The 25,123-nt window shown below is 67.1% G+C and carries 28 protein-coding genes; 21 read left to right on the top strand and 7 right to left on the bottom strand.

Features of this window, described 5'->3' with window-relative positions; all coding sequences use genetic code 11:
* Positions 1-22: 22 nt before the first annotated feature.
* Positions 23-865 (bottom strand): D-alanyl-D-alanine carboxypeptidase family protein, encoded by an 843-nt coding sequence (locus tag CRM90_RS10210; RefSeq protein WP_102806878.1) that lies wholly within the window; start codon positions 863-865, stop codon positions 23-25.
* Between the two features lie 211 nt (positions 866-1,076).
* On the opposite strand from CRM90_RS10210, the gene CRM90_RS10205 reads away from it, so the two are divergent.
* Positions 1,077-1,709, top strand: a complete 633-nt coding sequence (locus CRM90_RS10205) for a DUF1942 domain-containing protein (protein WP_102806977.1) — start codon at positions 1,077-1,079, stop codon at positions 1,707-1,709.
* A gap of 9 nt (positions 1,710-1,718) precedes the next feature.
* Here CRM90_RS10205 and CRM90_RS10200 read toward each other — a convergent pair whose 3' ends face one another.
* The gene (locus tag CRM90_RS10200) at positions 1,719-2,594 is read right to left on the bottom strand and encodes a D-alanyl-D-alanine carboxypeptidase family protein (RefSeq protein ID WP_102806877.1); all 876 of its coding nucleotides are present in this window, start codon (positions 2,592-2,594) and stop codon (positions 1,719-1,721) included.
* Positions 2,595-2,618: 24 nt separating this feature from the next.
* Entirely contained in the window at positions 2,619-4,253 is a 1,635-nt protein-coding gene (locus CRM90_RS10195; protein WP_102806876.1) for a sulfite reductase subunit alpha, read from the bottom strand.
* A gap of 102 nt (positions 4,254-4,355) precedes the next feature.
* On the opposite strand from CRM90_RS10195, the gene CRM90_RS10190 reads away from it, so the two are divergent.
* The 6 genes from CRM90_RS10190 (at position 4,356) to CRM90_RS10165 (ending at position 9,204) form a co-directional block, all read left to right on the top strand.
* Positions 4,356-4,772: a nuclear transport factor 2 family protein gene (locus CRM90_RS10190; RefSeq protein ID WP_083116790.1), complete on the top strand. Its 417-nt coding sequence runs from the start codon at positions 4,356-4,358 to the stop codon at positions 4,770-4,772.
* Between the two features lie 183 nt (positions 4,773-4,955).
* Positions 4,956-5,432, top strand: coding sequence for a 30S ribosomal protein S16 (gene rpsP, locus CRM90_RS10185; RefSeq protein WP_102806875.1), 477 nt, complete (start codon positions 4,956-4,958; stop codon positions 5,430-5,432).
* Positions 5,429-5,671, top strand: a complete 243-nt coding sequence (locus CRM90_RS10180; RefSeq protein ID WP_005148848.1) for an RNA-binding protein — start codon at positions 5,429-5,431, stop codon at positions 5,669-5,671. The genes rpsP and CRM90_RS10180 overlap by 4 nt, the downstream gene beginning before the upstream one ends.
* A gap of 6 nt (positions 5,672-5,677) precedes the next feature.
* Positions 5,678-6,208, top strand: a complete 531-nt coding sequence (gene rimM / locus CRM90_RS10175; RefSeq protein ID WP_102806874.1) for a ribosome maturation factor RimM — start codon at positions 5,678-5,680, stop codon at positions 6,206-6,208.
* A gap of 11 nt (positions 6,209-6,219) precedes the next feature.
* A complete protein-coding gene (trmD, locus tag CRM90_RS10170; RefSeq protein ID WP_102806873.1) occupies positions 6,220-6,942 on the top strand; it encodes a tRNA (guanosine(37)-N1)-methyltransferase TrmD in 723 nt (240 codons plus the stop codon).
* Between the two features lie 153 nt (positions 6,943-7,095).
* A complete protein-coding gene (locus tag CRM90_RS10165) occupies positions 7,096-9,204 on the top strand; it encodes an MDR family MFS transporter (protein ID WP_102806976.1) in 2,109 nt (702 codons plus the stop codon).
* Between the two features lie 13 nt (positions 9,205-9,217).
* Here the strand turns inward: CRM90_RS10165 and CRM90_RS10160 are convergent, their stop codons facing one another.
* On the bottom strand, positions 9,218-10,150 hold the full coding sequence (locus CRM90_RS10160) for a serine hydrolase (RefSeq protein WP_102806975.1): 933 nt from the start codon (positions 10,148-10,150) through the stop codon (positions 9,218-9,220).
* 310 nt (positions 10,151-10,460) lie between these two features.
* Between CRM90_RS10160 and rplS the strand changes: the two genes are divergently transcribed.
* From rplS to CRM90_RS10140, 4 genes are read left to right on the top strand one after another with little or no spacing between them, the layout of a single operon-like run.
* Positions 10,461-10,802: a 50S ribosomal protein L19 gene (gene rplS, locus CRM90_RS10155; protein WP_036339053.1), complete on the top strand. Its 342-nt coding sequence runs from the start codon at positions 10,461-10,463 to the stop codon at positions 10,800-10,802.
* Positions 10,803-10,856: 54 nt separating this feature from the next.
* Positions 10,857-11,711, top strand: coding sequence for a signal peptidase I (gene lepB, locus CRM90_RS10150; RefSeq protein ID WP_102806872.1), 855 nt, complete (start codon positions 10,857-10,859; stop codon positions 11,709-11,711).
* Positions 11,712-11,723: 12 nt separating this feature from the next.
* The gene (locus CRM90_RS10145) at positions 11,724-12,428 is read left to right on the top strand and encodes a ribonuclease HII (RefSeq protein WP_199189851.1); all 705 of its coding nucleotides are present in this window, start codon (positions 11,724-11,726) and stop codon (positions 12,426-12,428) included.
* A gap of 47 nt (positions 12,429-12,475) precedes the next feature.
* On the top strand, positions 12,476-12,781 hold the full coding sequence (locus tag CRM90_RS10140) for a DUF2469 domain-containing protein (protein WP_005148868.1): 306 nt from the start codon (positions 12,476-12,478) through the stop codon (positions 12,779-12,781).
* A 28-nt stretch (positions 12,782-12,809) separates the two neighbouring features.
* Here CRM90_RS10140 and CRM90_RS10135 read toward each other — a convergent pair whose 3' ends face one another.
* On the bottom strand, positions 12,810-13,988 hold the full coding sequence (locus CRM90_RS10135) for an ROK family protein (protein WP_102806870.1): 1,179 nt from the start codon (positions 13,986-13,988) through the stop codon (positions 12,810-12,812).
* 178 nt (positions 13,989-14,166) lie between these two features.
* Here CRM90_RS10135 and CRM90_RS10130 point away from each other — a divergent pair, with 178 nt between their 5' ends.
* The 8 genes from CRM90_RS10130 to CRM90_RS10100 all read left to right on the top strand — a co-directional run bounded on the left by CRM90_RS10130 (position 14,167) and on the right by CRM90_RS10100 (position 21,084).
* On the top strand, positions 14,167-15,387 hold the full coding sequence (locus tag CRM90_RS10130; protein WP_102806869.1) for an MFS transporter: 1,221 nt from the start codon (positions 14,167-14,169) through the stop codon (positions 15,385-15,387).
* Positions 15,384-15,512: a hypothetical protein gene (locus CRM90_RS31315; RefSeq protein WP_286145625.1), complete on the top strand. Its 129-nt coding sequence runs from the start codon at positions 15,384-15,386 to the stop codon at positions 15,510-15,512. Before CRM90_RS10130 ends, CRM90_RS31315 begins: the two co-directional genes overlap by 4 nt.
* Complete coding sequence (locus CRM90_RS10125) at positions 15,512-16,120, top strand: hypothetical protein (RefSeq protein ID WP_102806868.1); 609 nt, start codon at positions 15,512-15,514, stop codon at positions 16,118-16,120. Before CRM90_RS31315 ends, CRM90_RS10125 begins: the two co-directional genes overlap by 1 nt.
* Positions 16,121-16,197: 77 nt before the next feature.
* Positions 16,198-16,971 (top strand): HAD-IIA family hydrolase, encoded by a 774-nt coding sequence (locus tag CRM90_RS10120; RefSeq protein WP_102806867.1) that lies wholly within the window; start codon positions 16,198-16,200, stop codon positions 16,969-16,971.
* Positions 16,972-17,148: 177 nt separating this feature from the next.
* Positions 17,149-17,514, top strand: a complete 366-nt coding sequence (locus CRM90_RS10115) for a YraN family protein (RefSeq protein WP_102806866.1) — start codon at positions 17,149-17,151, stop codon at positions 17,512-17,514.
* The gene (locus CRM90_RS10110; RefSeq protein WP_102806865.1) at positions 17,514-19,025 is read left to right on the top strand and encodes a YifB family Mg chelatase-like AAA ATPase; all 1,512 of its coding nucleotides are present in this window, start codon (positions 17,514-17,516) and stop codon (positions 19,023-19,025) included. Before CRM90_RS10115 ends, CRM90_RS10110 begins: the two co-directional genes overlap by 1 nt.
* Positions 19,022-20,155 carry a DNA-processing protein DprA gene (gene dprA / locus CRM90_RS10105; RefSeq protein ID WP_102806864.1) on the top strand — a complete coding sequence of 378 codons (1,134 nt, stop codon included), beginning with the start codon at positions 19,022-19,024 and terminating at the stop codon, positions 20,153-20,155. Before CRM90_RS10110 ends, dprA begins: the two co-directional genes overlap by 4 nt.
* 80 nt (positions 20,156-20,235) lie before the next feature.
* Positions 20,236-21,084 (top strand): siderophore-interacting protein, encoded by an 849-nt coding sequence (locus tag CRM90_RS10100; protein WP_102806863.1) that lies wholly within the window; start codon positions 20,236-20,238, stop codon positions 21,082-21,084.
* Here CRM90_RS10100 and CRM90_RS10095 read toward each other — a convergent pair.
* Both CRM90_RS10095 and CRM90_RS10090 read right to left on the bottom strand, forming a co-directional pair.
* Positions 21,081-24,056 carry an MMPL/RND family transporter gene (locus CRM90_RS10095; RefSeq protein WP_102806862.1) on the bottom strand — a complete coding sequence of 992 codons (2,976 nt, stop codon included), beginning with the start codon at positions 24,054-24,056 and terminating at the stop codon, positions 21,081-21,083. The two genes, CRM90_RS10100 and CRM90_RS10095, sit on opposite strands and share 4 nt — an antisense overlap.
* Positions 24,053-24,484: an MmpS family transport accessory protein gene (locus CRM90_RS10090; protein ID WP_233209257.1), complete on the bottom strand. Its 432-nt coding sequence runs from the start codon at positions 24,482-24,484 to the stop codon at positions 24,053-24,055. Before CRM90_RS10090 ends, CRM90_RS10095 begins: the two co-directional genes overlap by 4 nt.
* A 92-nt stretch (positions 24,485-24,576) precedes the next feature.
* On the opposite strand from CRM90_RS10090, the gene CRM90_RS31310 reads away from it, so the two are divergent.
* Together CRM90_RS31310 and CRM90_RS31555 are read left to right on the top strand one after the other, a co-directional pair.
* Complete coding sequence (locus CRM90_RS31310; RefSeq protein WP_102806860.1) at positions 24,577-24,900, top strand: metal-sensitive transcriptional regulator; 324 nt, start codon at positions 24,577-24,579, stop codon at positions 24,898-24,900.
* A gap of 28 nt (positions 24,901-24,928) precedes the next feature.
* Positions 24,929-25,093 (top strand): DUF8730 family Cys-rich protein, encoded by a 165-nt coding sequence (locus CRM90_RS31555; protein WP_502693254.1) that lies wholly within the window; start codon positions 24,929-24,931, stop codon positions 25,091-25,093.
* Positions 25,094-25,123 lie beyond the last annotated feature (30 nt).

The following is a 25,123-nucleotide window of genomic DNA, read 5'->3' as shown; positions in this document are numbered from 1 at the left end:
ATAGCGCCGCGTTTGCGGTGGTTCACGCGGGGTAGTGGCTGAAGCCCCAGTCGAGCAGTTGCGCGGCTTGGTTCCACAGGTCGTCGTCGCCGTACATCTCCACGACGATGAGCCGGTGCCCGCCCCGCTGCGCCATTCCGACATAGGTTTCGCGGGCCAGATCGGTGTAGCCGCTCTTGCCGCCGATGAAGCCGGCGTAGCTGCGCAGCAGGCGATCCTGGTTCTTGATCTCCCGGTAGCCCGACCGGCCGGGGAATAGTGCCGAGGTTTGGTGGACGATCTGCACAAACAAGGGGTACCGCAACGCTTCCCGATAGATCAGCGCCAGGTCGTGCGGTGAGGTCACCGACTCCCAGCCCGGCCCGTCCAACCCCGACGGCGATCCGGCCCTCGTGCTGCGGGCGCCCAGTTGATAGGCCTTGGCGTTCATCTTCTGCACTGCCGCCTGCTGACCGCCGAGCATGTCGGCGAGCAGATTGGCGGCGTCGTTGCCCGACACCAGCAGCAGGCCGTCGAGCAGTTGGCGTGCGGTGTAGATCTGGCCGGGCACCAGTCCGACGCACGAGCATTCGACTTGCGTGTTGGCTGCCGTCGCCCGGATCGCGGCATTGGGCGCCAATTGGTCGAGCACGACCATCGCCAGCAGCGGCTTGATGGTGCTCGCCGGCGCGTGCGCGCTGTAGGGTTCGCGGCTGCCCAGGATCTGGCCGGTGTCGAGGTCGGCGACCAACCAGGCTCGTGCCGGACCCTCGGGGGGAGCGGTCACCGCGCCGGCCGGCTGCGGGGCGGGTGCGGCCGCGGCGGGCGCCACCAGCACCAGGGACATGGCGATGCCCAATATCGCGACGAATGGGCGGGCCGGCATGAGTGCCGACGCTAACCAGACTGCGCCTCGGCAACGACGCGGGTGAGTCTCGAATGTATTGCGATGGGGTGCGACAGGTTTAGCGTGCGGCGACCAGGGTCGTGATGATCGCCCAGATGCCGGCTAAAGGGAGTGCTGTTAGGTAGGTCACAGTAAAGTATTCGGCACACCATTGCCAGGGATGTTGGCACCGATCAGCTGGGGAGAGACTGTGAAGATCGCGAAAATGGCCGGGGTGGCCGCCACTGTTGTCACGTTGGGCCTTGCCGGCGTCTGCGCCGCACCGGCGTGGGCGACGGACAGCGTGCGGGTGTTCGGCGAGCAGGAAACCTTGAACGGACCCAACGGCCTGCCCTACATCGGCTACGCCGTGGGCAAGCTCAGGCCCAGTTCGGATCCGGTGCCGCACAACGGCACGTTGTATTCGGCCAAGCTGACGATCGACGGGTTCGGGGGCAGTTACCCGCCGTTCATCGAGCGGTTCGGTGCGCGGGCTGAGTCCGGCGATTTCTACCCCTCTATCTGGGGTGCGTCGAATGCCGGAAAGCTCTACTTCGACGTCGTGGGCGACATCCCGAACAGCGTTGTCTTCAACGACGGCACCCGCGACCTTCTGGCCTGGGTGCCGGGTGACCCGGGCAGCACCGCGGCGCCTGTCGTCGTGCCGGATTCCGATGAGAATTTCCAGGTCGCGCCGGATAACCAAGCACCCGCCGGTGCCCCGCCGTCGGGGGACAACTCCGCGATTGTGGCGACCCCGAACGACCTGGCCCCGGCGCCGTACCAGATCACCGAAGGTGAGGCCGCTCAGCCCGGGTTCAATGCGGGTGGCGGACACCGCTAGCCGGACGAACTACAGCGCGGCGACGCTCTCGGACGGGTTCTGGGCGAAGCCCCAATCCAGCAGTGCCGCCGCCTGATCCCAGTAGGTCGGGCCACCTTCGTGGATCAGCCCGTACATCATGGCGATCACCAGCCGGCGGCCGCCGCGGTCTGCGGCGCCGACGAACGTCTTTCGGGCTGCGTCGGTGAAGCCGGTTTTGCCGCCGATCGCACCGGGATAGCGGGCCAGCAGTTCGTCCTGATTCACCAGCGGCTTGTCCCCGATCTCGCCGGGGAACATCGCGACCGGCTGGGCGGTGATCTGTGCGAACACCGGATTGGCCATCGCGGCGCGGAAGATCGCGGCAAGGTCATGCGGAGTGGTCCAGCCCGGGCCGCCCGCTCCGTCCAGGCCGGACGGCGTGGTCGCGTGGGTGTTGGTCGCCCCGATCGCCACGGCCTTGGCGTTCATCTTGTCGACCGCCGCCTGGTAGCCGCCGAGCATGTCGGCCAGGGTGTTGGCGGCGTCGTTGCCCGACACCAGCAACAGCCCGTCGAGCAGCTGACGGGCGGTGTAGCTGCGACCGGGCCGCACACCGGCGCAGTTGCATTCGACGAGGGTGTCGGAGTTGTTGGCCACCACCGTCGCATTCAGATCGGGCAGCTCGTCCAGCGCGGTGAGAGCCAGCAGTGTCTTGATCGTGCTGGCCGGCGGGTGCGCGGCGTACATGTCACGGCCGGCCAGCACCTGGCCGGTGTTCATGTCGGCGATGATCCACGCGGGCGCGGGTCCATCGGGGATCGGCACCGAGCCCGGCGGCTGATCGATGGTGTCCGCGTTGGCAATCCCTGCCGTCGCCGTCAAAACGGTGAGCGCCGTGGTCAGGCTCGCGAGAAGTCTGCGCATGGGCCCTGAGCCTAACCCGCTCGGTCAGTAGACGTCGCGTACGTACCGGTGGGCTTTGATCAGTTCGTTCACGTAGGAGTGCGCGGCGGCGGCGTCCATGTCACCGGCCTCGGCGACGATCTCGTGCAGGGCGGCGTCGACGTCCTTGGCCATCCGCTCGGCGTCCCCGCACACATACAGGTGCGCTCCGCTTTCGAGCCACCCGAACAGCTCCCGCGCGTTGTCCTTCATGCGGTGCTGGACGTAGGTTTTCGGCCCGGCACTCTCGCGCGAGAAGGCCAGATCCAGTCGGGTCAGTGCACCGGATTCGTGGAATCGCGTGAGCTCGTCGCCATAGAGGAAATCGGTGTGCCGCCGCCGGTCGCCGAAGAACAGCCACGATCTGCCCGGCGCAGCGGTCGCCTGGCGTTCGTGCAGGAACGCGCGGAACGGTGCGATGCCGGTTCCCGGTCCGACCATGATGATCGGTACATCCGGGGCGGGTAGCCGGAAATTGTGGTTGGGCCGCAGGTGAATTCGCACGGACTGCCGACCGGAGACTCTGTCGGCCAGAAATGTGGAGGCGACGCCTCCGCGGGCGCGGCCGCGGCAGTGGTAACGCACGGTCGCCACCGTCAGATGCAGCCGATCCGGATGGACCAGGGGACTCGAGGCGATCGAGTAGTCGCGAAACTGCAAGGGCCGCAACGCTTCCAGTACCTCGTCGACCGACAGTTCGGTGAGAAGCAGCAGGTCGAGCACGTCGCGGCCGTACAACCAGGACGACACCACCGCGGGGTCGGGGGAGCGCAGCGCCGCCGCGGCCTCGGTGTCGTCGGTGCGGGCCGCGACCAGCGCCTGCAACGCCCGCGACGGAGAGCAGATGTCGAGGTGGCCCGCGAGCAGTTCGCCCAGCGGCCGATCGCTGCCCGCGGCGACGTAGGAGCCGTCGACTCCGAGCTTGGCCAGCACGGCCTCGACGAGCGCGGGATTGTTGACCGGATGCACGGCCACCGAATCGCCGGCCTGATAGGTGATTCCGGAATCCGCGAGGTCCAACTCGATGTGGCGGACCTCCTTGTCGGACTCCGGTGCCGTCAGCGGCCGGTTCACCAGGGCGGTCGAGGTGAAGGGATTCGCGTCGGTCCACGGGCTGGCTTCGTGACGGCGGTGCGGTGCCGCCTTCGGGGCGGTGGGTTCTGCTGCGGCGGGTGCGGCGGCGGCCGCCTCGATGAGGATCTTGGCGATGTCGGCGATCCACTCGCGGGCGTCGCCCTCCCGGTAGCAGTCGTATTCGGCGCGCGCGGCCAGCGCGTGGGCACCCAGTTCGGCGAGGCGGGCATCGATGATCCGGCCGGCGTTGCAGAACATTTCGTAAGAGCTGTCGCCCAGCGCCAGGACCGCGTATCCCAGCCCGTCGAGCCGGGCGTCGGATGCCGCCAGCTCCTCCCAGAACACGGTGCCGTTGTCGGGGACCTCACCCTCACCGAACGTCGAGGCCACCACGATCATGTGGGTCGCGGCCCGGACCTCGTCAACAGCCACCTCGTTGAGCTCGGTCTCGGTGGCGTCGATCCCGGCTTCTTTGATCGCGTCGGCGAGTTGCATGGCGATGTACTCGGCGGTGCCCATGTCGCTGGCGTAGCCGATGATCACCGAGAAACCGGGTCGCTCCACCACACCTGCTCCGATCTGATTTGGTTAGGCAAACCTTAGTAGAAAGTGTCCCGCAGGTGTGGACCACGCCCGCCGCGCCCGCCGATCAGGTGTTGAATCACGCGCATGCTGAGCCTTGAAGAGATGTCGGATCGGATGGAGATCCAGCAGCTGCTGGTCGACTACTCGACGGCGATCGACAGCCGCCGCTTCGACGACCTCGATCGTGTTTTCACCCCGGACGCCCACATCGACTACACCGAACTCGGCGGGATCGCGGGCACCTTTCCCGACGTCAAGGCTTGGCTGGCCGAGGTGCTGCCCAATTTTCCGGCCTATTTCCACATGCTCGGAAACTTCGACATCCGGCTCGACGGCGACACCGCGACATCGCGGACGATCCTGTTCAACCCGATGGCGCTCGGCGACGACGGCCAGATCATGTTCTGCGGGCTCTGGTACGACGACGCGTTCGTGCGTACCCCCGACGGCTGGCGGATGACGCGGCGCGTCGAGCAGAAGTGCATCCAGAAGATCGTCTGATCCGGCCGGCGCCAGGTCGCGCGATTAACACCTGACCAGGGCCGTCTGGCACAATCGGTGGCTGTCCGACCGCGGCTTCCGTTATGGATGGGCCGCCGGCTGGTCACGCACGCGAGGCAAAACCGGATCCGGCAATCCGCCGGCATCGCTGAATTGCAGCGTGATACCCACAGGAGTTAGTTCATGGCTGTCAAGATCAAGCTCACCCGGCTTGGCAAGATCCGCAACCCCCAGTACCGCATCGCTGTCGCCGACGCGCGCACCCGCCGCGACGGCCGCTCGATCGAGGTCATCGGCCGCTACCACCCGAAGGAAGAGCCGAGCCTGATCGAGATCGATTCCGAGCGCGCGCAGTACTGGCTGTCTGTTGGCGCCCAGCCCACCGAGCCGGTTCTCAACCTGCTGAAGATCACCGGTGACTGGCAGAAGTTCAAGGGTCTGCCCGGTGCCGAGGGCACGCTGAAGGTCAAGGAGCCCAAGCCCAGCAAGCTGGACCTGTTCAACGCCGCGCTGGCCGAGGCCGACGGCGCCCCCGGTGGCGAGGCCACCCAGGCCAAGAAGAAGAAGGCCCCGGCCAAGAAGGCCGACGCCGCTGAGGCCGAGCCCGCCGCTGAGCCGGTCGCCGAGGCTGCCGAGTCCACTGAGGCCGCCGCAGAATGAGTTCGGTCGTCGTCGACGCCGTGGAGCATCTGGTCCGCGGGATCGTCGACAATCCTGACGATGTCCGCGTCGACATGGTCACCAACCGGCGGGGACGCACGGTTGAGGTCCACGTCCACCCCGAGGACCTCGGCAAGGTGATCGGCCGTGGCGGTCGCACCGCGACTGCGTTGCGCACCCTGGTCGCCGGTATCGGCGGCCGGGGTATCCGCGTCGACGTGGTGGACACCGACCAGTAGCTGACGATGGAACTCGTCGCCGGGCGGGTGGCCAAGGCTCACGGGATCACCGGGGAACTGGTGGTCGACGTCCGCACCGACGACCCCGAAGGGCGGTTCGCTGTCGGAAACCGGTTGCGGCTGCGGCCATCTCGCGGTGAGGGCGGTCAAGACGTCGTCGTCGAGTCGGTTCGGCCGCACGGCGGGCGTCTGCTGGTGCGGCTGCGCGGGGTGTCCGACCGCAATGCGGCCGACGCATTGCGCGGCCACCTGTTCGTCGTCGACTCCGCTGAACTTCCTCCCATCGATGATCCCGACGAGTTCTACGACCATCAGCTCGAAGGGCTGACGGTGCGGACCGTCGACGGCCGCGTCGTCGGCTCGATCAGTGAAGTGCTGCACACCGCGGGCGCGGAACTGCTGGCGGTGCGCGGAGCGGACGGAACCGAAGTGCTGGTGCCGTTCGTCGGGGCGATCGTCGTGTCGGTGTCGCTGGCCGACGGGATCGTCGAAATCGACCCTCCCGACGGCCTTTTGGATCTGGACGGCCTGGAATAGGGTGCGCGCCCGTGCGGATTGACGTCATCTCGATCTTCCCCGAGTACCTCGACCCGGTACGACAGTCGTTGCCCGGCAAGGCGATCGAGTCCGGCATCGTGGACTTCGCCGTGCACGATCTGCGTCGCTGGACCCGCGACGTGCACCACTCGGTGGACGACGCCCCGTACGGCGGCGGCCCCGGCATGGTGATGAAGGCCCCGGTCTGGGGTGAGGCACTCGACGAGATCTGCACCGAGGAAACAGTTCTCGTGATCCCGACGCCGGCGGGACGGCTGTTCACCCAGAACGACGCCCAAGCCTGGACGGCGGAGCGGCATCTGGTGTTCGCCTGTGGCCGTTACGAAGGCATCGACCAGCGGGTCGCCGAGGACGCGCGGCGGCGAATGCGGGTCGAGGAGGTCTCGATCGGGGACTACGTGCTGGCCGGTGGTGAGGTCGCGGCGCTGGTGATGATCGAGGCGGTGGTCCGGCTGCTACCCAACGTGATGGGCAATCCGCGCTCGCACCAGGACGATTCGCACTCGCCGGAAAAAGACGGTCTGCTCGAAGGCCCGAGCTACACCCGTCCGCCGACCTGGCGTGAGCTGCCGGTCCCGGAGGTACTGCTCTCCGGGGACCACGGCAAGGTCGCGGCCTGGCGCCACGAACAGGCGCTGCAGCGGACGCGGGAGCGTCGCCCGGACCTGCTCGGTGGTTCGACGGGCGAAAGCGAAGCGACCCGGGATCGGTGACTGAGAGCACGGCGCGGCGCAGGTTACCGAAGCTCGCGGCAGGGTATTGAGAACAGCGTGAATCGTCCATCCACCGGCGCTCCGCCAGCACCGGCGGCTGCGCAGGTGACGGGCCGGCAGCGCAACTTCGTCTTCCTCGCCGTGGTGCTCGGCATGCTGCTGGCCGCCCTCGACCAGACCATCGTCGCAACCGCACTGCCCACCGTCGTCGCTGATCTCGGCGGAGCCGGTCACCAATCGTGGGTCGTCACCAGTTACCTGCTGGCCTCGACGATCGTGACCGCAGTCGTCGGCAAGCTCGGCGACACCTTCGGCCGCAAACCGGTTTTCCAGGCCGCCGTGCTGTTCTTCCTCGCCGGCTCGGTGCTGTGCGGCTTGGCCGGATCGATGACGATGCTGGTCGCCTCGCGCGCATTGCAGGGCATCGGCGGCGGCGCGATCACCGTCACCGCGGTCGCGGTCATCGGCGAAGTGATCCCGCTGCGTGAACGCGGCCGCTACCAGGGCGCGCTGGGCGCGGTGTTCGGTGTCACCACCGTCGTCGGACCGTTGTTGGGTGGGCTGTTCACCGACCACCTGGGGTGGCGGTGGGCGTTCTGGGTCAACGTGCCGGTCGCGGTGGTGGTGCTCGCGGTGGCGGCGGTGGCGATTCCGGCGCTGGGCCGTACCTCCCGGCCGGTCATCGACTATCCGGGCATCGTGCTGGTGGGTCTCGGCGCGGCCGGTCTGACCTTGGCCACCAGCTGGGGTGGCACCACCTACCCGTGGGGTTCGCCGACGATCATCGGCCTGTTCGTCGGCTCGGTGGCGATTCTGGTGGCCTTCGTGTTCGTCGAAAAGCGGGCCGCGGAGCCGATTCTGCCGATCCGGCTGTTCGCCGACCCGGTGTTCACGGTGTGCTGCGTGCTGTCGTTCGTCGTCGGATTCGCGATGCTCGGGGCGCTGACGTTCCTGCCGACCTATATGCAGTTCGTCGACGGCGTATCGGCCACTGTGTCCGGCCTGCACACCCTGCCGATGGTCGCCGGCCTGCTGGCCACCTCACTGACCAGTGGTGTGATCGTCGGCCGCACCGGGCGCTACAAGATCTTCCCGGTCGCGGGCACCGCGATCATGGCGGTCGGGTTCGTCCTGCTGTCGCTGATGGACGCGCACACCTCGACGCTTGTGCAGTCGCTGGACCTGCTGATCCTTGGCGCCGGCATCGGGTTGAGCATGCAGGTCCTCATCCTGACCGTGCAGAACACCGTCGACTTCACCGACCTGGGCGTGGCCACCTCGGGCGTCACGTTCTTCCGCACCATCGGCAGTTCGTTCGGCGCCGCGATCTTCGGCTCGCTGTTCAGTAACTTCCTGGCCGATCGGCTGCCTGCGGCCCTGGCGGCCAGCGGTGCCTCGCCCGAGGTCGCGCAGTCACCGCAGGCGTTGCACAAGCTGTCGCCTACGGCGGCCGCGCCGATCGTCGACGCCTACGCCGACTCCCTGAGCAAGGTGTTCCTTTTCGCGGCGCCGGTCGCGATCGTCGGCTTCGTGCTGGCGCTGTTCCTCAAGCAGGTGCCACTGCGCGACGCGGCCGCCACCGGCAGCACCGACCTCGGCGAAGGCTTCGGCATGCCGACCACCGAACCGGCCGAGAAAGTGCTGGAGGTCGCGGTCAGCCGGCTGCTGCGGGAAAGTCGCGGCCAGCACCTGCCTGCTCTGGCCCGGGCGGGCGGCACCCGCCTCGACGTCCCGTTGATGTGGGCCGCGTTGCGGATTTACCGGCATGCGCAGGTGGCCGGCACAGCGGACCTCAGCGCCGTGGCCGCCCACCACCGGGTGCCGGTCGAGATCCTCGAGCCGACGTTCGACCGGCTGGTCGCGAACGGCTACGCCCAGCGCAGCGGGGATCAGCTCTGGCTCACCCCGGCCGGCGCCGCGGAAGTGAATCACGCCCGCAACATGCTCGCGAGCTGGATCACCGACACCCTCACCCGGTCGCCCGCATTCGAGGGCCGGCCCGACCGCATGCAGGTGCAGGGTGCGATCGAGCGGATCGCACGCAGTGTGCTCGAACAGAACGACGACGAGAGCGCCCAGGCAACCCGCCCGCTGGTGCTCGGACCGCGACGCGCCGCCAGCCCGACCGCGCCGACGACGCGGCTCGCCAGCCCGATGGCGAACACGACCGCGGTGGCAGCGACGGTCGGCAATGAACCGACCCGGCCATTCCGTGCTCGGGCCGAATTCCGTCAGCCGCCGCCGAGACCGCCGCGTCGTTGACAGCGGGGTGCCGTCAGATCCGCCCGCTGGGGAACATCGTCTTGACGGCTTGGGTCATGGTGCTGCGCGCGGTCGCGTCGTCGACCGGCTGCAGGGAGGCCATGGCCAGCACGAAACGCCGATCCGGTCCGATCACCCCGGTAGACATGTGCAGCCAGTTGCCGCCGTTCCAGCAGCACATCCAACCTTGTTTGACCGCAACGGGTTCCGCGAACAGCCCGTCGGGGATGCCGAACCGCTGCGGGTAGCCGTCGGAGCCGGTGGGGGTGGATGCCGAGAGGTCGCCGAGGATGACCGCCGCCTGCGAGGCGGGCAGGCCGCCTGCACCGTCGAGCAGCATGTCGTAATACCGGACCAGGTCGGCGGTGGTGCTCATGGTGTTCCACCAGTTGCCGTCATACGGCGCACTCGTCGAGGTCAGTCCGTATCGCGCGGTGACCCTGCTGATGATCGCGCTGCCGCCGCTCTCGCCCCAGAACACTTCGGCCGCGCTGTCGTCGGAGGACCGCAGCATGACGTCGAAGGACTGCTGCTCTGCCGGGGTGAGCTGGCGCTGACCCTTGGCCACCTGCAGCAGTAGGTCGTCGGCGATGAACAGTTTGCTCACCGAGGCGACCGGGAAGGGAGCGTCGTCACCGCCCTTGAGGACCCGTCCGGTGGTGCGGTCGAGCAGGGTGAAACTGATGTCCGCGCCGTCCTGCGCGGCCTCCGAGGCCGCTTCTTTGGCGCGCATATCGAGGTTGGTCGAGGGGTCCGGCGGCGCATCGGGCAGCGGACTGAGGGCGGGCGCCTGCGCGACGGCGTTCGGATCAGCGGACAGCAGGTTCACCGGGCGGGCGGCTGCGTCGCTCGGGCCGGCGTTCACCTGAGCGGATGAGGCAGCTACCAGAACGCCGATCACTGCCGCCGCGGTGCCGGTGACCAGCATCGACAGATGCCGTCGCATGTCCATCTCCTCGGAAACCGGTGCAAGTCTGAGATCCGGGGTGCCGCGTTGCCGCCCGACCTTGGTCCAGGTTAACGGTACCTTTTCTACACCGCGTGTTCAGTTCGTCGACAGATCATCGGCGCCTCGGCGGGTCGTGCGATTTCACTGCTCGCGGTGCGTCTGGCACAATTGAGCAGTTGCCGCGCGGGCTGGGAGTTTTCCGCCTGCTGCGCCAAACATCACGTGCCCGAATCCATCGGCCCGGCGATCGCCAGCGCTTTCCGCGCAGGCAGGTGGCTGCGCCGCGAACCGCAAGGAAGTGTCACCGATGAACACGCTGGACTTCGTCGACCAGGCGTCGCTGCGCGACGACATCCCGACCTTCAGCCCCGGGGACACCATCAATGTCCACGTGAAGGTTATCGAGGGCAACAAGCAGCGCGTTCAGGTCTTCAAGGGCGTTGTGCTCCGTCGTTCGGGCGGTGGCATTCGCGAGACCTTCACCGTGCGCAAGGAAAGCTACGGCGTCGGTGTCGAGCGCACCTTCCCGGTGCATTCGCCCAACATCGACCACATCGAGGTGCTGACCCGCGGCGACGTGCGGCGCGCCAAGCTGTACTACCTGCGCGAGCTGCGGGGCAAGAAGGCCAAGATCAAGGAAAAGCGCTGAGCTTCGACGTGTGGGAGTCGCTGACCGGTCAGCCGGTCTGACTACGCTGACGACGTGACCGACAACACGGGCTCGAACGACTCCACGCCGGACAACCTCACCGCGACGGACGGGGCGGACGACAGTCCCGCCGACGCGGCCCCGGAGACCGGGGAAAAGAACCCGGAGACCGGGGAAAAGAAGAAGTCGGCGCTGCGCGAAGGCGCGATCCTCGTCGCCATCGCGCTAGTCCTGTACTACGTGATGCTGACGTTCATCGCGCGTCCGTACCTGATTCCCTCCGAATCGATGGAACCGACGCTGCACGGCTGCCCCGGCTGCGTCGGCGACCGGATCATGGTCGACAAGGTCACGTATCGGTTCGAGGACCCCCGGCCCGGTGACGTCGTCGTCTTCAAGGGCCCGCCGAACTGGAACGTCGGATACAAATCCATCCGGTCCAGCAACACCGCGGTCCGCTACATCGAGAACGCCTTGTCGGTGGTCGGTTTCGTGCCGCCCGACGAGAACGACTTGGTCAAGCGTGTCATCGCCACCGGAGGCCAGACGGTGCAATGCCGTGCAGACACCGGACTGACCGTCGACGGCAAGCCGCTCACCGAGCCGTATCTCAACGCCCAGACGATGATGGCTGATCCTGCCGTCTACCCGTGCCTGGGCAACGAGTTCGGTCCGGTGAAGGTGCCGGACGGCCGGTTGTGGGTGATGGGTGACAACCGCACTCATTCGGCGGACTCCCGCGCACACTGCACCAGCACCCCCGCTGATGCCCAGAAGGGCATTCTCTGCACCGGTGATCCGATGGCCGGCACGGTCCCGGTGAGCAATGTCATCGGCAAGGCGCGGTTCATCGCGTGGCCGCCGTCTCGGTGGGGTGGTGTGTCCTCGTTCGACCCGCAGCAGGGTTGATCTGTGCCGGCGATGACATGGCCGCCGCGGACGGTGATTCGCAAATCGTCGGGTCTGCGAACGCTCGAATCCGCTTTGTATAGAAGCGGTTTGGGTCCGGTCGCCGGGGTCGACGAAGTCGGCCGTGGCGCGTGTGCGGGCCCGCTGGTGGTGGCGGCCTGCGTGCTGGGGCCCAACCGGATGGAGAGCCTCGCGGCTCTTGACGACTCCAAGAAGCTCACCGAGAAGGCGCGCGAAGAACTGTTCCCGCTCATCAGGCGCTACGCGCTGGCCTACCACGTGGTGTTCATTCCGGCCCCTGAAGTCGACCGGCGCGGCGTGCACGTGGCCAATATCGAGGGGATGCGGCGCGCGGTGGCGGGGCTTTCGGTGCGGCCGGGCTATGTGTTGTCCGACGGGTTCCGGGTGCCGGGGCTGCCGATGCCGTCGTTACCGGTGATCGGCGGGGACGCCGCGGCGGCCTGTATCGCCGCGGCCAGTGTGCTGGCGAAGGTCAGCCGCGATCGGCTGATGGTGGCGATGGACGACGAGCATCCGGGCTACGGGTTCGCCGACCACAAGGGGTACAGCACCCCGGCGCACAGTGCGGCGCTGACCGACCTCGGCCCGTGCCGTCAGCACCGGTTTTCCTACATCAATGTCCGGCGGGTGGCACGTGCCGGTGGTACCGAGATGGTGATGGAGTGCCCACCCCCGCAGCGCGACGATCAGGTGTGAGTCAAGATGGATAGCACCACGACAAGACAAAGAGGACAGCTGAACCGATGAGTGCCGAAGATCTCGAAAAATACGAGACCGAGATGGAGCTCTCGCTGTACCGCGAATACAAGGACATCGTGGGGCAGTTCAGCTACGTCGTGGAGACCGAGCGCCGCTTCTACCTGGCCAACAGCGTGGAGCTGGTGCCGCGCAACACCGATGGTGAGGTCTACTTCGAGCTGCGCCTGTCCGATGCGTGGGTGTGGGACATGTACCGCCCGGCACGGTTCGTCAAGCAGGTCCGGGTGATCACGTTCAAGGACGTCAACATCGAAGAGGTCGAGAAGCCCGAGCTTCGGCTGCCCGAGTAGCTCGGGGTCGGCGCTGCGGGGACTCTTGTCAGTGCAGCGATGCGTCGATGGCGCCGGGCGACAAGATTTTCTCCAAGACCAGCATCGCGCTGCCGATGTTGCCTGCCTTGTCACCGTACGTCGACGGGACGACCTGAAGGTGCCGGGTAGCCAGCGCGGTTGCGTTGCCGTACAACGTTTCTCGTAACCCGGCGACAAACACGTCGTACGCGCCGGACATGTCGCCGCCAACGACGAGAACCTCGGGGTTAAGCAGGTTCACCGCGGCGGCGATCACCTCACCGACGTGGCGGCCACTTTCGCGCAGCAGCCGGCGCGCTTCGCCGTCGCCGTGGTTGGACAGTTCGACGACGTCGCGGATGTGGTGGACCTGCCGGCCCTGCTCCTGCAGTGTGCGTACCAATGCCCATCCGCCGGCGATCGCCTCCAGGCAGCCGGTGTCGCCGCAGCGGCACGGTATGCCCGCAGCCGCGACGGTCTTGTTGTGGCCGAACTCGCCTGCCGCGCCCACAGCGCCGCGCTGGAGTACGCCGCCGCACACGATCCCCGCGCCGAGGCCGGTGGATGCCTTGATGAGCAGCAGATCGTCGTGAATTCTCAAGCGCCCGCGGCGTTCCGAGAGCGCCTGAACGTTGGTGTCGTTGTCGAGCACGATCGGTGCCGTCGTCAGCTTCCGGAAGTACGGCTCCAACGGCACGCCGTCCCAACCGCTCATCACCGGAGACGCCAGGCTGCAGCCGCGCTGCTGGTCGACCGTGCCGGGTAGCGACACCCCGACGCCGAGCACGTCACCCGCGGCCCGGCCACTCTCGTCGAGCAGTACCTCGAGGCGCTTGACCAGGTCGGGCATCAGATCATCGGGGCCGATGCGGATCTCGGAGTCCATGTCGGCCAGGGCGTGGATGTCGCCGGCCAGGTTGCACACCGCGAGCCGGGTGCGGCTGCGGCCGATGGCCGCCGACAGGACCACACCGGCTTCGGCGTTGAACCGCACCAGCGCTGGTGGGCGACCGCCGGTCGACGGCCCCTCATCGCCTTCGGAGACCAGCCCGCGACGGGCCAGGGCGGCGATGCGGCTGCCGACCGCCGTCCGGGACAGGCCGGTCAGCTCCCGGACCTCGGTTCGGGTGGTGGCGGTGCCGGCGCGTATCAGCGCGAAAACGTCCCCCGTTGTCGCGGGGGCAGCGGAACGCCTGGTTACCGGCATCTTTCCATTGAACCAAGATCAATCGGCCAGGCAAAGCAATGGAGACACCCATCACTTTGACCAGATTTAGACAAAAGTCGGTTGGTTGTGTGGTTTAAGTGGCGGTAGGGTCGGGGGACAGGGACCGAGCGCTGCACCGCGGCAGCATCCGCCACCGCACAGAAAGTCGATAGCACCCGTGACCCTCACGCTCCGACCCGCCGCACCGGCGGCGTCTCCCGCGCTCTGCCCGACCAGGACCGGGCTGGGCATTCTTGCCCTGGCATTCGGTGCCTTCGGAATCGGCACCAACGAATTCGTCGCGATGGGCCTGCTGCCCGAGATCGCCGGCGGCCTGCGGATCTCTGAACCGACCGCCGGCCACATCATCTCCGCCTACGCGCTCGGCGTCGTGGTCGGTGCGCCCGTCATCGCCGCGCTGACCGCGAAATTCAATCGCAAGGTCGTGTTGATGACCCTGATGGCGTTGTTCGCCGTCGGCAACGTGCTGACCGTGCTGGCGCCCAGCTACGGAGTCCTGATCGCCGCCCGCTTCATCGCAGGCCTTCCGCATGGCGCGTTCTTCGGTGTCGCGGCACTGGTGGCTGCGCAATTGCTCGGGCCCGAACGGCGGGCCAAGGCAGTCGCGCAAGTGATGACAGGCCTGACCGTGGCGACCGTGATCGGAGTGCCACTGGCGTCCTGGCTTGGCCAATTGCTCGGCTGGCGAAGCGCGTTCGCGCTTGTCGTCGGCATCGGACTGGTGACGTTGGCTGCGATCTGGATGTGGCTTCCCGACCTGGCCGCGACCAGCAGCACCAGTACCCGTGCCGAACTCGGCGCGCTGCGACGCCCGCAGGTCTGGTTGGCGCTGGCGATCGGCATGGTGGGCTTCGGCGGCATGTTCGCCGTGTACACCTACATCGCGACCACCCTGACCGATGTCACTGGTGTCTCCCGCTCGTGGGTGCCCTTGGGGCTGATGGTGTTCGGCGCCGGCATGGTGGTCGGCAATCTGGCCGGCGGCCGGATGGCCGACCGGTCGGTGATCCGCGGCCTGTATGTGTCGATGACGGCTCTTGCGCTGGTGCTCGCGGCTTTCGTGGCCGGCGCGCACAACCCGTTCACCGCGATGGTGCTGTTGTTCGGCATCGGTGCCAGCGGAGCGGCGATCGCGCCCGCGCTGCAAACCCGGTTGATGGATGTTGCCGCCGAGGCGCAGACGCTGGCCGCCGCGCTGAACCATTCGGCCTTGAACATCGCCAACGCGTCGGGGGCGTGGATCGGCGGACTGGTGATCGCCGCAGGATATGGCTACACAGCGCCGGCCGCCGCGGGTGCGGGGCTGGCGGTCGTCGGTCTGGTGGTGCTGAGCGTCTCGGTTGCTCTGCAGCGTCGGTCTGCGGCGGTGTCCTCATGATCCGCGTCATGCTGGCTTTTCTGCTGAAGCGGCGGGCGCCGATGTGTGTGGATCTGTATCTGCCTGCGCGGCAACGCGTCACCATTGTCGTGGGGCAGCGGGCGGCCCGTCGGGAGGCGAGCTGATGGCCGAACACGTGATCTTTCGCCACGACCCCGACCGACAGCCACAGCTGACCTTCCGCGGCGTACCCAGCGGCTGCGCAGGCGGAGCCAACACGATGGCCGAGGCCCGTGCGTCCTACCGGACCTGCCTGTCGGCCCGGCTGCACGTCGACCGTCGCGCCCTGCCACCCGTCGTCGAGCACATCGAAGGTTCGGTGGGCGGCATGTGGGTGCGCACCAAAGTGGGTGCGGTGCATCGGGATACGGCAAGTGACCGAATGCTGCTGCAGATCCTGCTGACCGAGCAGACCGGGCTGCGTGAGGAAGTGGCGCGGCTGGCCGCGCTGGGCGCCGAACCCGTCGTCGTGCTGGCTGAACCCGACTATGCGCTCGAAACGCTGCTGGACCAGATGTCGGCGCGGGACGCAATTGTGGTCGCACATTCCGATGACAACGGCTCGGTGGACTGGAGTGTCTTGTTCGGGCCGGAATCATCTGTTCAACAGGGTGTTCCGAGTGTCGTGGTGGACGAAAACCTACGGACAACTCCGGTAGCGACGGTCACCCGGGCGCATCCGCGCGCCGCGCTGGTCGTGCGGCACCAGCGGACCGCACACATCGCGTCATGACCGCCTTGCTCGATCGCGGGATCTGTCACCCGTCGGCGGGGAACACTGATGGACACAACGTCCCCGAAGGGAGGACCGTGCGCGCGACACCGCAATGCTGGCTGACCGATATGGACGGCGTCCTGGTCCGCGAGGAACATGCGTTGCCCGGGGCCGCCGAGTTCCTGGCGTGCCTGATCGACAAGCAGCGACGATTCCTGGTGCTGACCAATAACTCGATCTACACCCCGCGTGATCTCGCGGCACGGCTGGCGCGCTCGGGGCTCGACGTGCCGGAGTCGGCCATCTGGACCTCGGCGCTGGCCACCGCGGCCTTCCTGGATGATCAGCTGCCGGGCGGGTCGGCATATGTGATCGGCGAGGCAGGGCTGACCACCGCACTGCACGAGGCGGGGTACACGCTGACCGATACCGGTCCGGACTTCGTGGTGCTCGGCGAGACGCGCACCTATTCTTTCGAGGCGATCACCAAGGCGGTCCGGCTGATCGGCCAGGGTGCCCGGTTCATCGCCACCAACCCCGACGTCACCGGACCGTCGGCGGAAGGGCCGCTGCCGGCGACCGGTTCGGTGGCCGCGATGATCACCAAGGCGACCGGGCGCGAACCGTATTTCGTGGGCAAGCCCAACCCGATGATGTTCCGCAGTGCGCTGAACCGGATCGAGGCGCATTCGGAGAGCACTGTCATGGTCGGTGACCGGATGGACACCGACGTGGTGGCCGGTATCGAGGCCGGTCTGGAAACCATTCTGGTGCTTACTGGTTCGACGACCGTCGAGGACATCGAGCGCTACCCGTTCCGGCCGGCTCGGGTGTTGCCATCGATCGCGGAGGCGATCGAGCTGATCTGAGGCGCTGCGTATCGGCTCGAGTCAGTTAGCCACTGCACGTCCCTCGAAGCGGACCGGTTTGTGCCGAGTTGGTTGAGCCTGTGGATGAGCGCGGATCTGTGGACAACTCGGCGGTTTCGGCGGTGATTCAGGTCGTAGGCGTCGGCGGGTGTCGGCCTCGTGCCCGACGCTGCACTCATGACGACGATGAGCCGCAACCAGCTCGGTGCGCTGGGGGAGCAGCTGGCGGCCGAGCATCTGGAGTCGCTGGGTTTGCGGATCGTGGTTCGGAATTGGCGCTGCCGCTATGGCGAACTCGACGTGATCGCGGCGGCGCCCGACGGCACGCTGGTGTTCGTCGAGGTGAAGACCCGCACCGGTGACGGGTTCGGCGGCGTGGAATACGCGGTCACCCCGGCCAAGGTGCGGCGGATCCGCCGGCTGGTGGGGATCTGGCTGGCCGGCCAAGACCGGGGTTGGGCCGCGGTCCGCATCGATGTCGTCGGCGTACGCATCGGTCGCCGGCGCACCCCGGAGATCATCCATCTGCGTGGGGTCGGCTGATGGCGTTGGGGCGCGCCTACTCGGTCGCGGTGCGGGGCCTCGATGGCGAGATCGTCGAGATCGAGGCCGACATCACCGCGGGGCTCCCCGGGGTGTACCTGGTGGGACTGCCCGACGCCGCGCTGCGCGAGTCCCGAGACCGGGTGCGCGCGGCAATCACCAACTGCGGCAACGAGTGGCCGATGTCGCGACTGACCTTGGCGCTCTCGCCGGCAACGCTGGCCAAGGCCGGCTCGCTGTACGACATCGCGATCGCCGCCGCGGTGCTGTCGGCAAGCCATAAGAAGCCGTGGGATCGGCTGGAGAAGACGGTGCTGCTGGGAGAGCTGGCGCTCGACGGCCGGATCCGATCGGTGCGTGGCGTGCTCCCGGCCGTCCTGGCGGCCAAGCGACAAGGCTGGCCCACTGTCGTGGTGCCGGTCGCCAACCTCGCTGAGGCCAGTCTGGTCGCCGGCATCGAAGTCCTTGGCGCCCAGACACTGCGGCAGCTACAAGGCTGGTTGACGGGAAAGGCCGCCCTCGCCGACCGCGTGGACACACCGGCGCCGCAGGCTGATTCGGTTGCCGACCTGGCCGATGTGGTGGGCCAGACGCATGCCCGGTTCGCCGTCGAGGTCGCCGCCGCCGGCGCACACCACCTGATGCTCACCGGCCCGCCCGGTGTGGGGAAAACCATGCTGGCCCAACGGCTTCCCGGGCTGCTGCCCGAACTCACCGAACGTGAGGCGCTGGAGGTGACGGCGATCCACTCGGTGGTCGGAATGCTGTCCGAGACCACCCCACTGATCACTCGTCCACCGTTCATCGCGCCGCATCACTCGTCGAGTGTGGCCGCACTGGTCGGTGGGGGCTCGGGCATGGCGCGCCCCGGTGCAGTCAGTCGCGCCCACCGGGGCGTATTGTTCCTCGACGAATGCGCCGAGATTCGGGTCAGCGTCCTCGAATCACTACGAACACCATTGGAAGACGGCGAGATTCGGCTTGCCCGCCGCGACGGGGTGGCGTGCTACCCCGCGCGTTTCCAGCTCGTGATGGCGGCCAACCCATGCGCCTGTGCGCAAACCGACCCGAAAGACTGCATCTGCACGTCGCTGGAGAAGCGGCGCTATCTCGGCAAGTTGTCCGGACCGCTGATGGATCGGGTGGACCTGCGGGTCGAGATGCACATGGTGCGCGCCGGTGCCTTCGCGCCCGATGCCGCGGAACCCACTGCCGCTGTGCGGGATCGGGTTGCTCAGGCGCGTGCTGCGGCCGCCGAACGCTGGCGTCGATACGGATTCACCACCAACGCCGAAGTCACCGGGTCGGTGCTGCGGCGCAAGTTCCGGCTCGACGCCACCGCGATGGCCCCGTTGAAGATGGCACTCGAGCGCGGGGTCCTCAGTATCCGAGGCGTTGACCGGTCGTTGCGGGTCGCCTGGACCTTGGCGGATTTGGCCGGACGCACCACACCGAGCGTCGACGATGTGGCGGTGGCACTGAGCTTCCGTCAGGGAGGAGCAAAGTCATGACGGACGTGGCCAAGACTTTGGCATGGGCGTATCTATCCAGGGTCGCCGAACCGCCCTGCGACGAGATCGCCGCGCTGGTCAAAGACGTCGGCCCGGTGGAGGCCGCCCGCCGGGTCGCCGGAGGCGAGGTCAGTGACGCGTTGCGGGAACGCACCGCCGCGCGGCGCGATATCAATGCCGCCGAGGCGGACCTGGCCCTGCTCGAACGTCGCGGAGGCCGACTGATCACGCCCGACGACGACGAATGGCCGACCCTGGCGTTCACCGCCTTCGGCGGGTCCGCGGTGCGGGAGAAACCACACGGCCGGCCACCGATCGCGCTGTGGGCGATCGGCCCGTCCCGGCTCGACGAGGTCGCGGAGCGGGCCGCGGCCATCGTCGGAACCCGGGCGGCCTCCGGGTATGGCGAGCACGTGGCCGCCGACCTGGCCGCAGGGCTGGCCGAGCAGGACGTCACCGTGGTCTCCGGCGGCGCCTACGGCATCGACGGGGTGGCGCACCGTGCCGCGCTGGCGGCGGAGGGTCAGACGGTGGCGGTGCTGGCCGGCGGCATCGACGTACTGTATCCGGCCGGCCATTCGGCGCTGCTGCACCGGATCAGTAATTCCGGCCTGCTACTCACCGAATACGCGCCCGGTGTACGGCCCGCCCGGCACCGTTTCCTGACCCGCAATCGGCTGGTGGCGGCGCTGGGTACGGCCACCGTGGTGGTGGAGGCCGGTGTCCGCAGCGGGGCGGCGAACACCGCCGCGTGGGCGCGGGCGCTCGGCCGGGTGGTCTGTGCGGTGCCCGGCCCGGTGACGTCGGCGTCGTCGATGGGATGTCATGTGCTGCTGCGCAACGGTGCCGAGCTGGTGACGCGAGCCGACGAGGTCGTCGAATTGGTCGGTCGGGCCGGCGAATTCGCCGACGAGGAGCCGCGACCGGTAGGCGTGCTCGACGGTCTGAGCGACCCCGAGAAGCAGGTGTACGAGGCGCTGCCCGCCCGCGGGGTGCGCAGCGCCGATGACATCGCGGTGGCGTCCGGTCTGGCGCCTACCGCGGTGCTCGGCCCGCTGGCGATGCTGGAGATCGCCGGACTTGCCCGCCGTGAGGAGGGCTGCTGGCGGCTGGTGCGCAGGCCGGCCTGACGATGTAGACGGCCGGAACACACGCTCGAAACGTATAGTCGAGCCGGTTGGCTATCGATTTTCTTTCGTCGGGAGGCGATGTGGCGGGTCGACCACTACACACATTTCAGGTCGTCAGTACCGAGCAGCTGGCGCCGCACATGGTGCGCGTCGTCCTCGGCGGTACCGGGTTCGACACGTTCACACCCGGTGAGTTCACCGACTCCTACGTCAAGTTCGTCTTCGTGCGCGACGACATCGACGTCGCGTCGCTGCCGCACCCGCTGACGCTGGACAGCTTCAAGGACTTCCCGCCCGAACAGCAGCCCACCGTGCGCACCTACACCGTGCGCCGCGTCGACCCGCAGGCTCGTCAGATCACCGTCGACTTCGTGGTCCACGGTGAGCACGGCGTGGCCGGACCGTGGGCGGCGGCCGCCACACCCGGCGACACCGTCTACCTGATGGGCCCCGGCGGGGCGTACGCACCCGACCCGGCCGCCGACTGGCATCTGTTCGCCGGCGACGAGGCAGGACTCCCCGCCATCAGCGCAGCCCTGGAAGCGTTGCCGCCCAACGCTGTTGGCAAGGCCTTCATCGAGGTGGCCGGCCCCGAGGACGAAGTCGAGCTCAACGCGCCGGAGTCCGTGGCCATCAATTGGATCTACCGCGGCGGGCGCGCCGACCTGGTCGGTGACGACCGGGCCGGTGACAACGCGCCCCTGATCGAGGCCGTCACCACCACCTTGTGGCTCCCGGGCCAGGTGCAGGTCTTCATCCACGGTGAAGCCCAAGCCGTCATGCACAACCTGCGCCCCTACATCCGCAAGGAGCGCGGAGTCGACGCCAAGTGGGCCTCCATCTCCGGCTACTGGCGGCGCGGCCGCACCGAGGAGACGTTCAAGCAGTGGAAGCGTGAACTCGCCGAGGCCGAAGCCGGGGAGGCTTAAGCCGGCGCGATCGCCTCGGTGTCATTCTCGGGTTCGGGCTTGATGTCCCGCTCGGCTGGGACCGCGCGCATCCGCTCGCTGTAGGCCGGCCGCTGCCGGACTCGCAGCGGCCACCAGAACCAGGGTCCGAGGATCGCGGCGATCGACGGTGTCATCAAGGACCGCACGATCAACGTGTCGAGCAACAGGCCGATACCGATCGTCATCCCGCCCTGACCGACGTTGAGCAGGTCACCGGAGATCATCGAACCCATCGTGAAGGCGAACACCAGTCCGGCCGCGGTGACCACAGTGCCGGTACTGCCCATCGACCGGATGATGCCGGTGTTGATACCCGCGCCGATCTCCTCCTTGAATCGCGACACCAGCAGCAGGTTGTAGTCACTGCCGACCGCCATCAAGATGATCACTGCGAACGCCAGCACAATCCAGTTCAATTCGATGCCCACGATCCGCTCGAAGATGAACACCGACAGGCCGAAGGCGGCACCCAGCGAGATCACCACCGTCCCGACGATCACCATCGACGCCACCAGTGCGCGCGTGATGATCAGCATCACGATGAAGATCAGTGTCAGAGCGGCGAACGCGGCGATCATGGTGTCGTATTTGGCTCCCGCCTGCACGTCGCGGTACGTGGCCGCCGTGCCGGTCAGGTAGACGTCCGCATTGGCCAGCGCGGTGCCCTTGATCGCCTCGTGCGCGGCGGTCAGCTGGTCGTCGACCACCGAGATGCCGGCTTCCGATGCGGGATTCACATCATGGGTCACAATAAGCCGGGCCGCTTTGCCGTCCGGTGAGAGGAACAGCTTCAGCCCCTTCTGGAAGTCCGGGTTGGCGAACACCTCCGGCGGCAGGTAGAAGTAGTCGTCGCTCTTGGAGGCGTCGAACGCCTCGCCCATCGCGGTGGCCGTGTCGGTCATCTGCTGCATCTGCTGGATCAACCCGTCGAAGCTGCTGTGGATGGTCTGCAGGGTGTGCTGCATCGTCGTGGCGGTTGCGATGATCGGGCCGAACTGCTGCACCATCTGCGGCACCAGCGCGTCGATGCTGTCCATGCCGTTGACCATCTTGTCCATGCCGTCGACCATCGCCGTCATGTCGGTCTGCAGTGCGGCCATGTTGTCGCTGAACGTGTTGACGCCGTCCATCGCGTCGAACGCCGAGCGCACCGCAAAGCAGGCCGGGATGTTGAAACAGTTTGGCTCCCAGTAGAAATAATTACGGAACGGCCGCACCTCGTCGTCGAAGTTGGCGATGTTATCGCGCATCTGGTCCAGCGTGGCCTTCATGGTGTCCATGTCGGCGACGCTGCGGTGCGCTGACTCCACCATGCCGTGGCCCGCGCCGACGGTGGTGTGCATGGCGTCGGAGAACTTCACCATCAACGCTTGCAGCTGAGTCATCGATCCGATCATCGCGCCCATGTCGTCACTCATCTTGCTGATGTCGCCGACGCGCTGCTTCAAGAACTGCAGGTTCTGGGTGATCGGTACCGAGGACATGCTGATCTGGTAGGGGATGGAGCTGTGGGCGATGGGGGAGCCCAGCGGACGGGTGATACTCTGCACCATTGCGATGCCTTTGATTCTGAACAGCGCCTTGGCAATCCGGTCGAGCACAATCATGTCGGTGGGGTTGCGCATGTCGTGGTCCGACTCGATGGTCATGATGTCGGGGTTGAGTCGCGCTGTGCTGAAGTGCTTTTCGGCCGCCGTGTACCCGACGTTGGCCGGCACGTCGGAGGGAATGTAGCGGCGGTCGTCATAGCTCGTCTTGTAGCCGATCATGGCCAGCAGGCCGAGCAGCACGATGCTGGTCGCCGCGGCGAGAATGGGTTTGGGCCAGCGGACTGTTGCGGTGCCGACCTTGCGCCACCCCCTGGTCTTCATCATCCGCTTGGGATCGAGCAGACCGAATCGGCTGGCGACGACCAGGATGGCCGGGGCGACGGTCAGTGCGGCGGCGACGACGATGATCAGGGCCAGGGCTGACGGGTAGGCCAGCGAATTGAAGTAGGACAGCCGGGTCAGCCGCAACGTCAGCATGGCGCCCGCGATGGTCAGCCCGGAGCCGAGGATGACGTGGCCGACGCCGTGGAATGCGCTGTAATAGGCCGATTCCGGATCCTCGCCGTTCTGTCGGGCTTCGTGGTAGCGACCGATCAGGAAGATCGCGTAGTCGGTGCCCGCCGCGATCGACAATGCCGTCATCAATGGGACCGAGAACGTCGAGAAGTCCATGATCCCGAGGTGGCCGATCACCGCGACCGCCCCGCGGGCGGCACCCATCTCGATGCCGACGATCGCCAATATGAGCAGCACGGTGCTCACCGATCGGTAGACCAAGGCCAGCATGATCGTGATGACGATCATCGTGACCACGGTCATCTTGATCATGCCGCGGTCACTGGCTTCGAGTGAATCCGTGGTCAATGGCGCAGGGCCGGTGACATAGGCGTGTAGCCCTGCGGGAGGCGGGGTTTGGTCGATGATCGTGCGCACAGCATCCACCGAGTGGTTGCCTTCGGTGCTGCCCTGATCACCGGCCAGGTTCAGCTGGACGTAGGCGGCCTTGCCGTCACTGCTCTGGACGCCGGCGGCGGTGATCATGTCGCCCCAGAAGTCCTGAACGTGCTCCACGTGCTTGGAGTCGGCGTTGAACTTCTCGACGAGGGTCTGGTAGTAGCGGTGCGCCGCGTCGCCCAGGGGTTGATCGCCGACGAGCACCACCATGGCGATGCTGTCCGACGTGGACTCCTGAAATTTCTGTCCCATCCGCTTGGCGGCGATCACCGCGGGCGCGTCCTGCGGTGACATCGATACGGCATTGGCCATGCCGACCTTCTCGACCTGCGGGACAAGCAGATTCACCGCTGCGGTGAATGCCACCCAGACCAGGATGATCGGAACCGCGAGCGCCCGGATGGTGCGGGGGACCCGGGTCCGAGTGTCCTTGGTGTGGGCGCTCATGCGGCTTTGTCCAGACAGAAGGCTTGCGCGTCACGGCCGTTGGCGAAGTTCTCGGCGACGAGTTTGTCGTCGACCAGGATGCGGCACCCCAGAGCATCGGTATCGCCCTGGGCGACCACATTGGCCAGCACGCCGGGGTCGGTGGTGCTCACCGTCACCGACCAGGGCAACTCCGTGAAGGCGGCCTCTATCGTTTTGCCGTTGACGTCGAGGTAGCTGATCCGTCCGGATGCCTCTGCGGGACCGACGATCTCATAGGTCACCCGCTTGGTGTTGATGGGCTTGATGGCGTCTGCCGGCATCGCGGCGGCGAGATAGGGCTTGTCGGAGTCAAAGAACGTTCGAAGCCGGCCGACCACACCGACCGCGGCGAGTAGGGCGATCACCACCATCGCTGCCACCCAAAACCGTTTCAGCAAGCCAAGCATTGGCGGCATCTCCCTCTCGTGTGACGCGACTCAGGCCGCATCCCGTGGACAGCGACCATCTAGTAATACCATAGGGGGTATGGTATACAGAAATGGTGGGAACCGAGAAAGTCGACGTCGTCGACGTCGAGAAAGGCCAGCAGCCGCAGTGTGATGCGGCCGTCGCCGGCGCGTTGACACGGCTGCGCCGTGTGCACGGTCAACTCGGCGGTGTGATCGGGATGATCGAAGAGGGTCGCGGGTGCAAGGATGTCGTCACTCAGCTCGCAGCGGTGTCAAAGGCTTTGGACCGTGCGGGTTTCACGATCATCGCGACCGGCCTGCGCGAATGCATCGACCCGGCCGCCGCCGGGCGCGAAGGCGCCCAGAAGTTGACGATCGACGAGTTGGAGAAATTGTTCTTGAGCCTGGCCTGACGCCGGCTCTTCCGGAAAGGAGATCACGATGTGCCGAGCTGTGAATTGTCGGGTGTGCGGGAAGACGACGTGGTCGGGGTGTGGCATGCACGTCGATCAAGTACGTCGCGGCGTGCCTGCCGGGCAGTGGTGCTCGGGTCACGCCGAGAGCGAGGCGCCGCGGTCGCGCTGGAATCCGTTCAAGCGGTCCTGACGCCGGCAACCCACAGCCGTTGGTGCGCAC

Source organism: Mycobacterium sp. ENV421 (assembly GCF_002887815.1).
Taxonomy (GTDB): Bacteria; Actinomycetota; Actinomycetes; order Mycobacteriales; family Mycobacteriaceae; genus Mycobacterium.
Note: the sequence above shows the minus strand (reverse complement) of the source record. Positions and strands in the feature narration are given on the sequence as shown.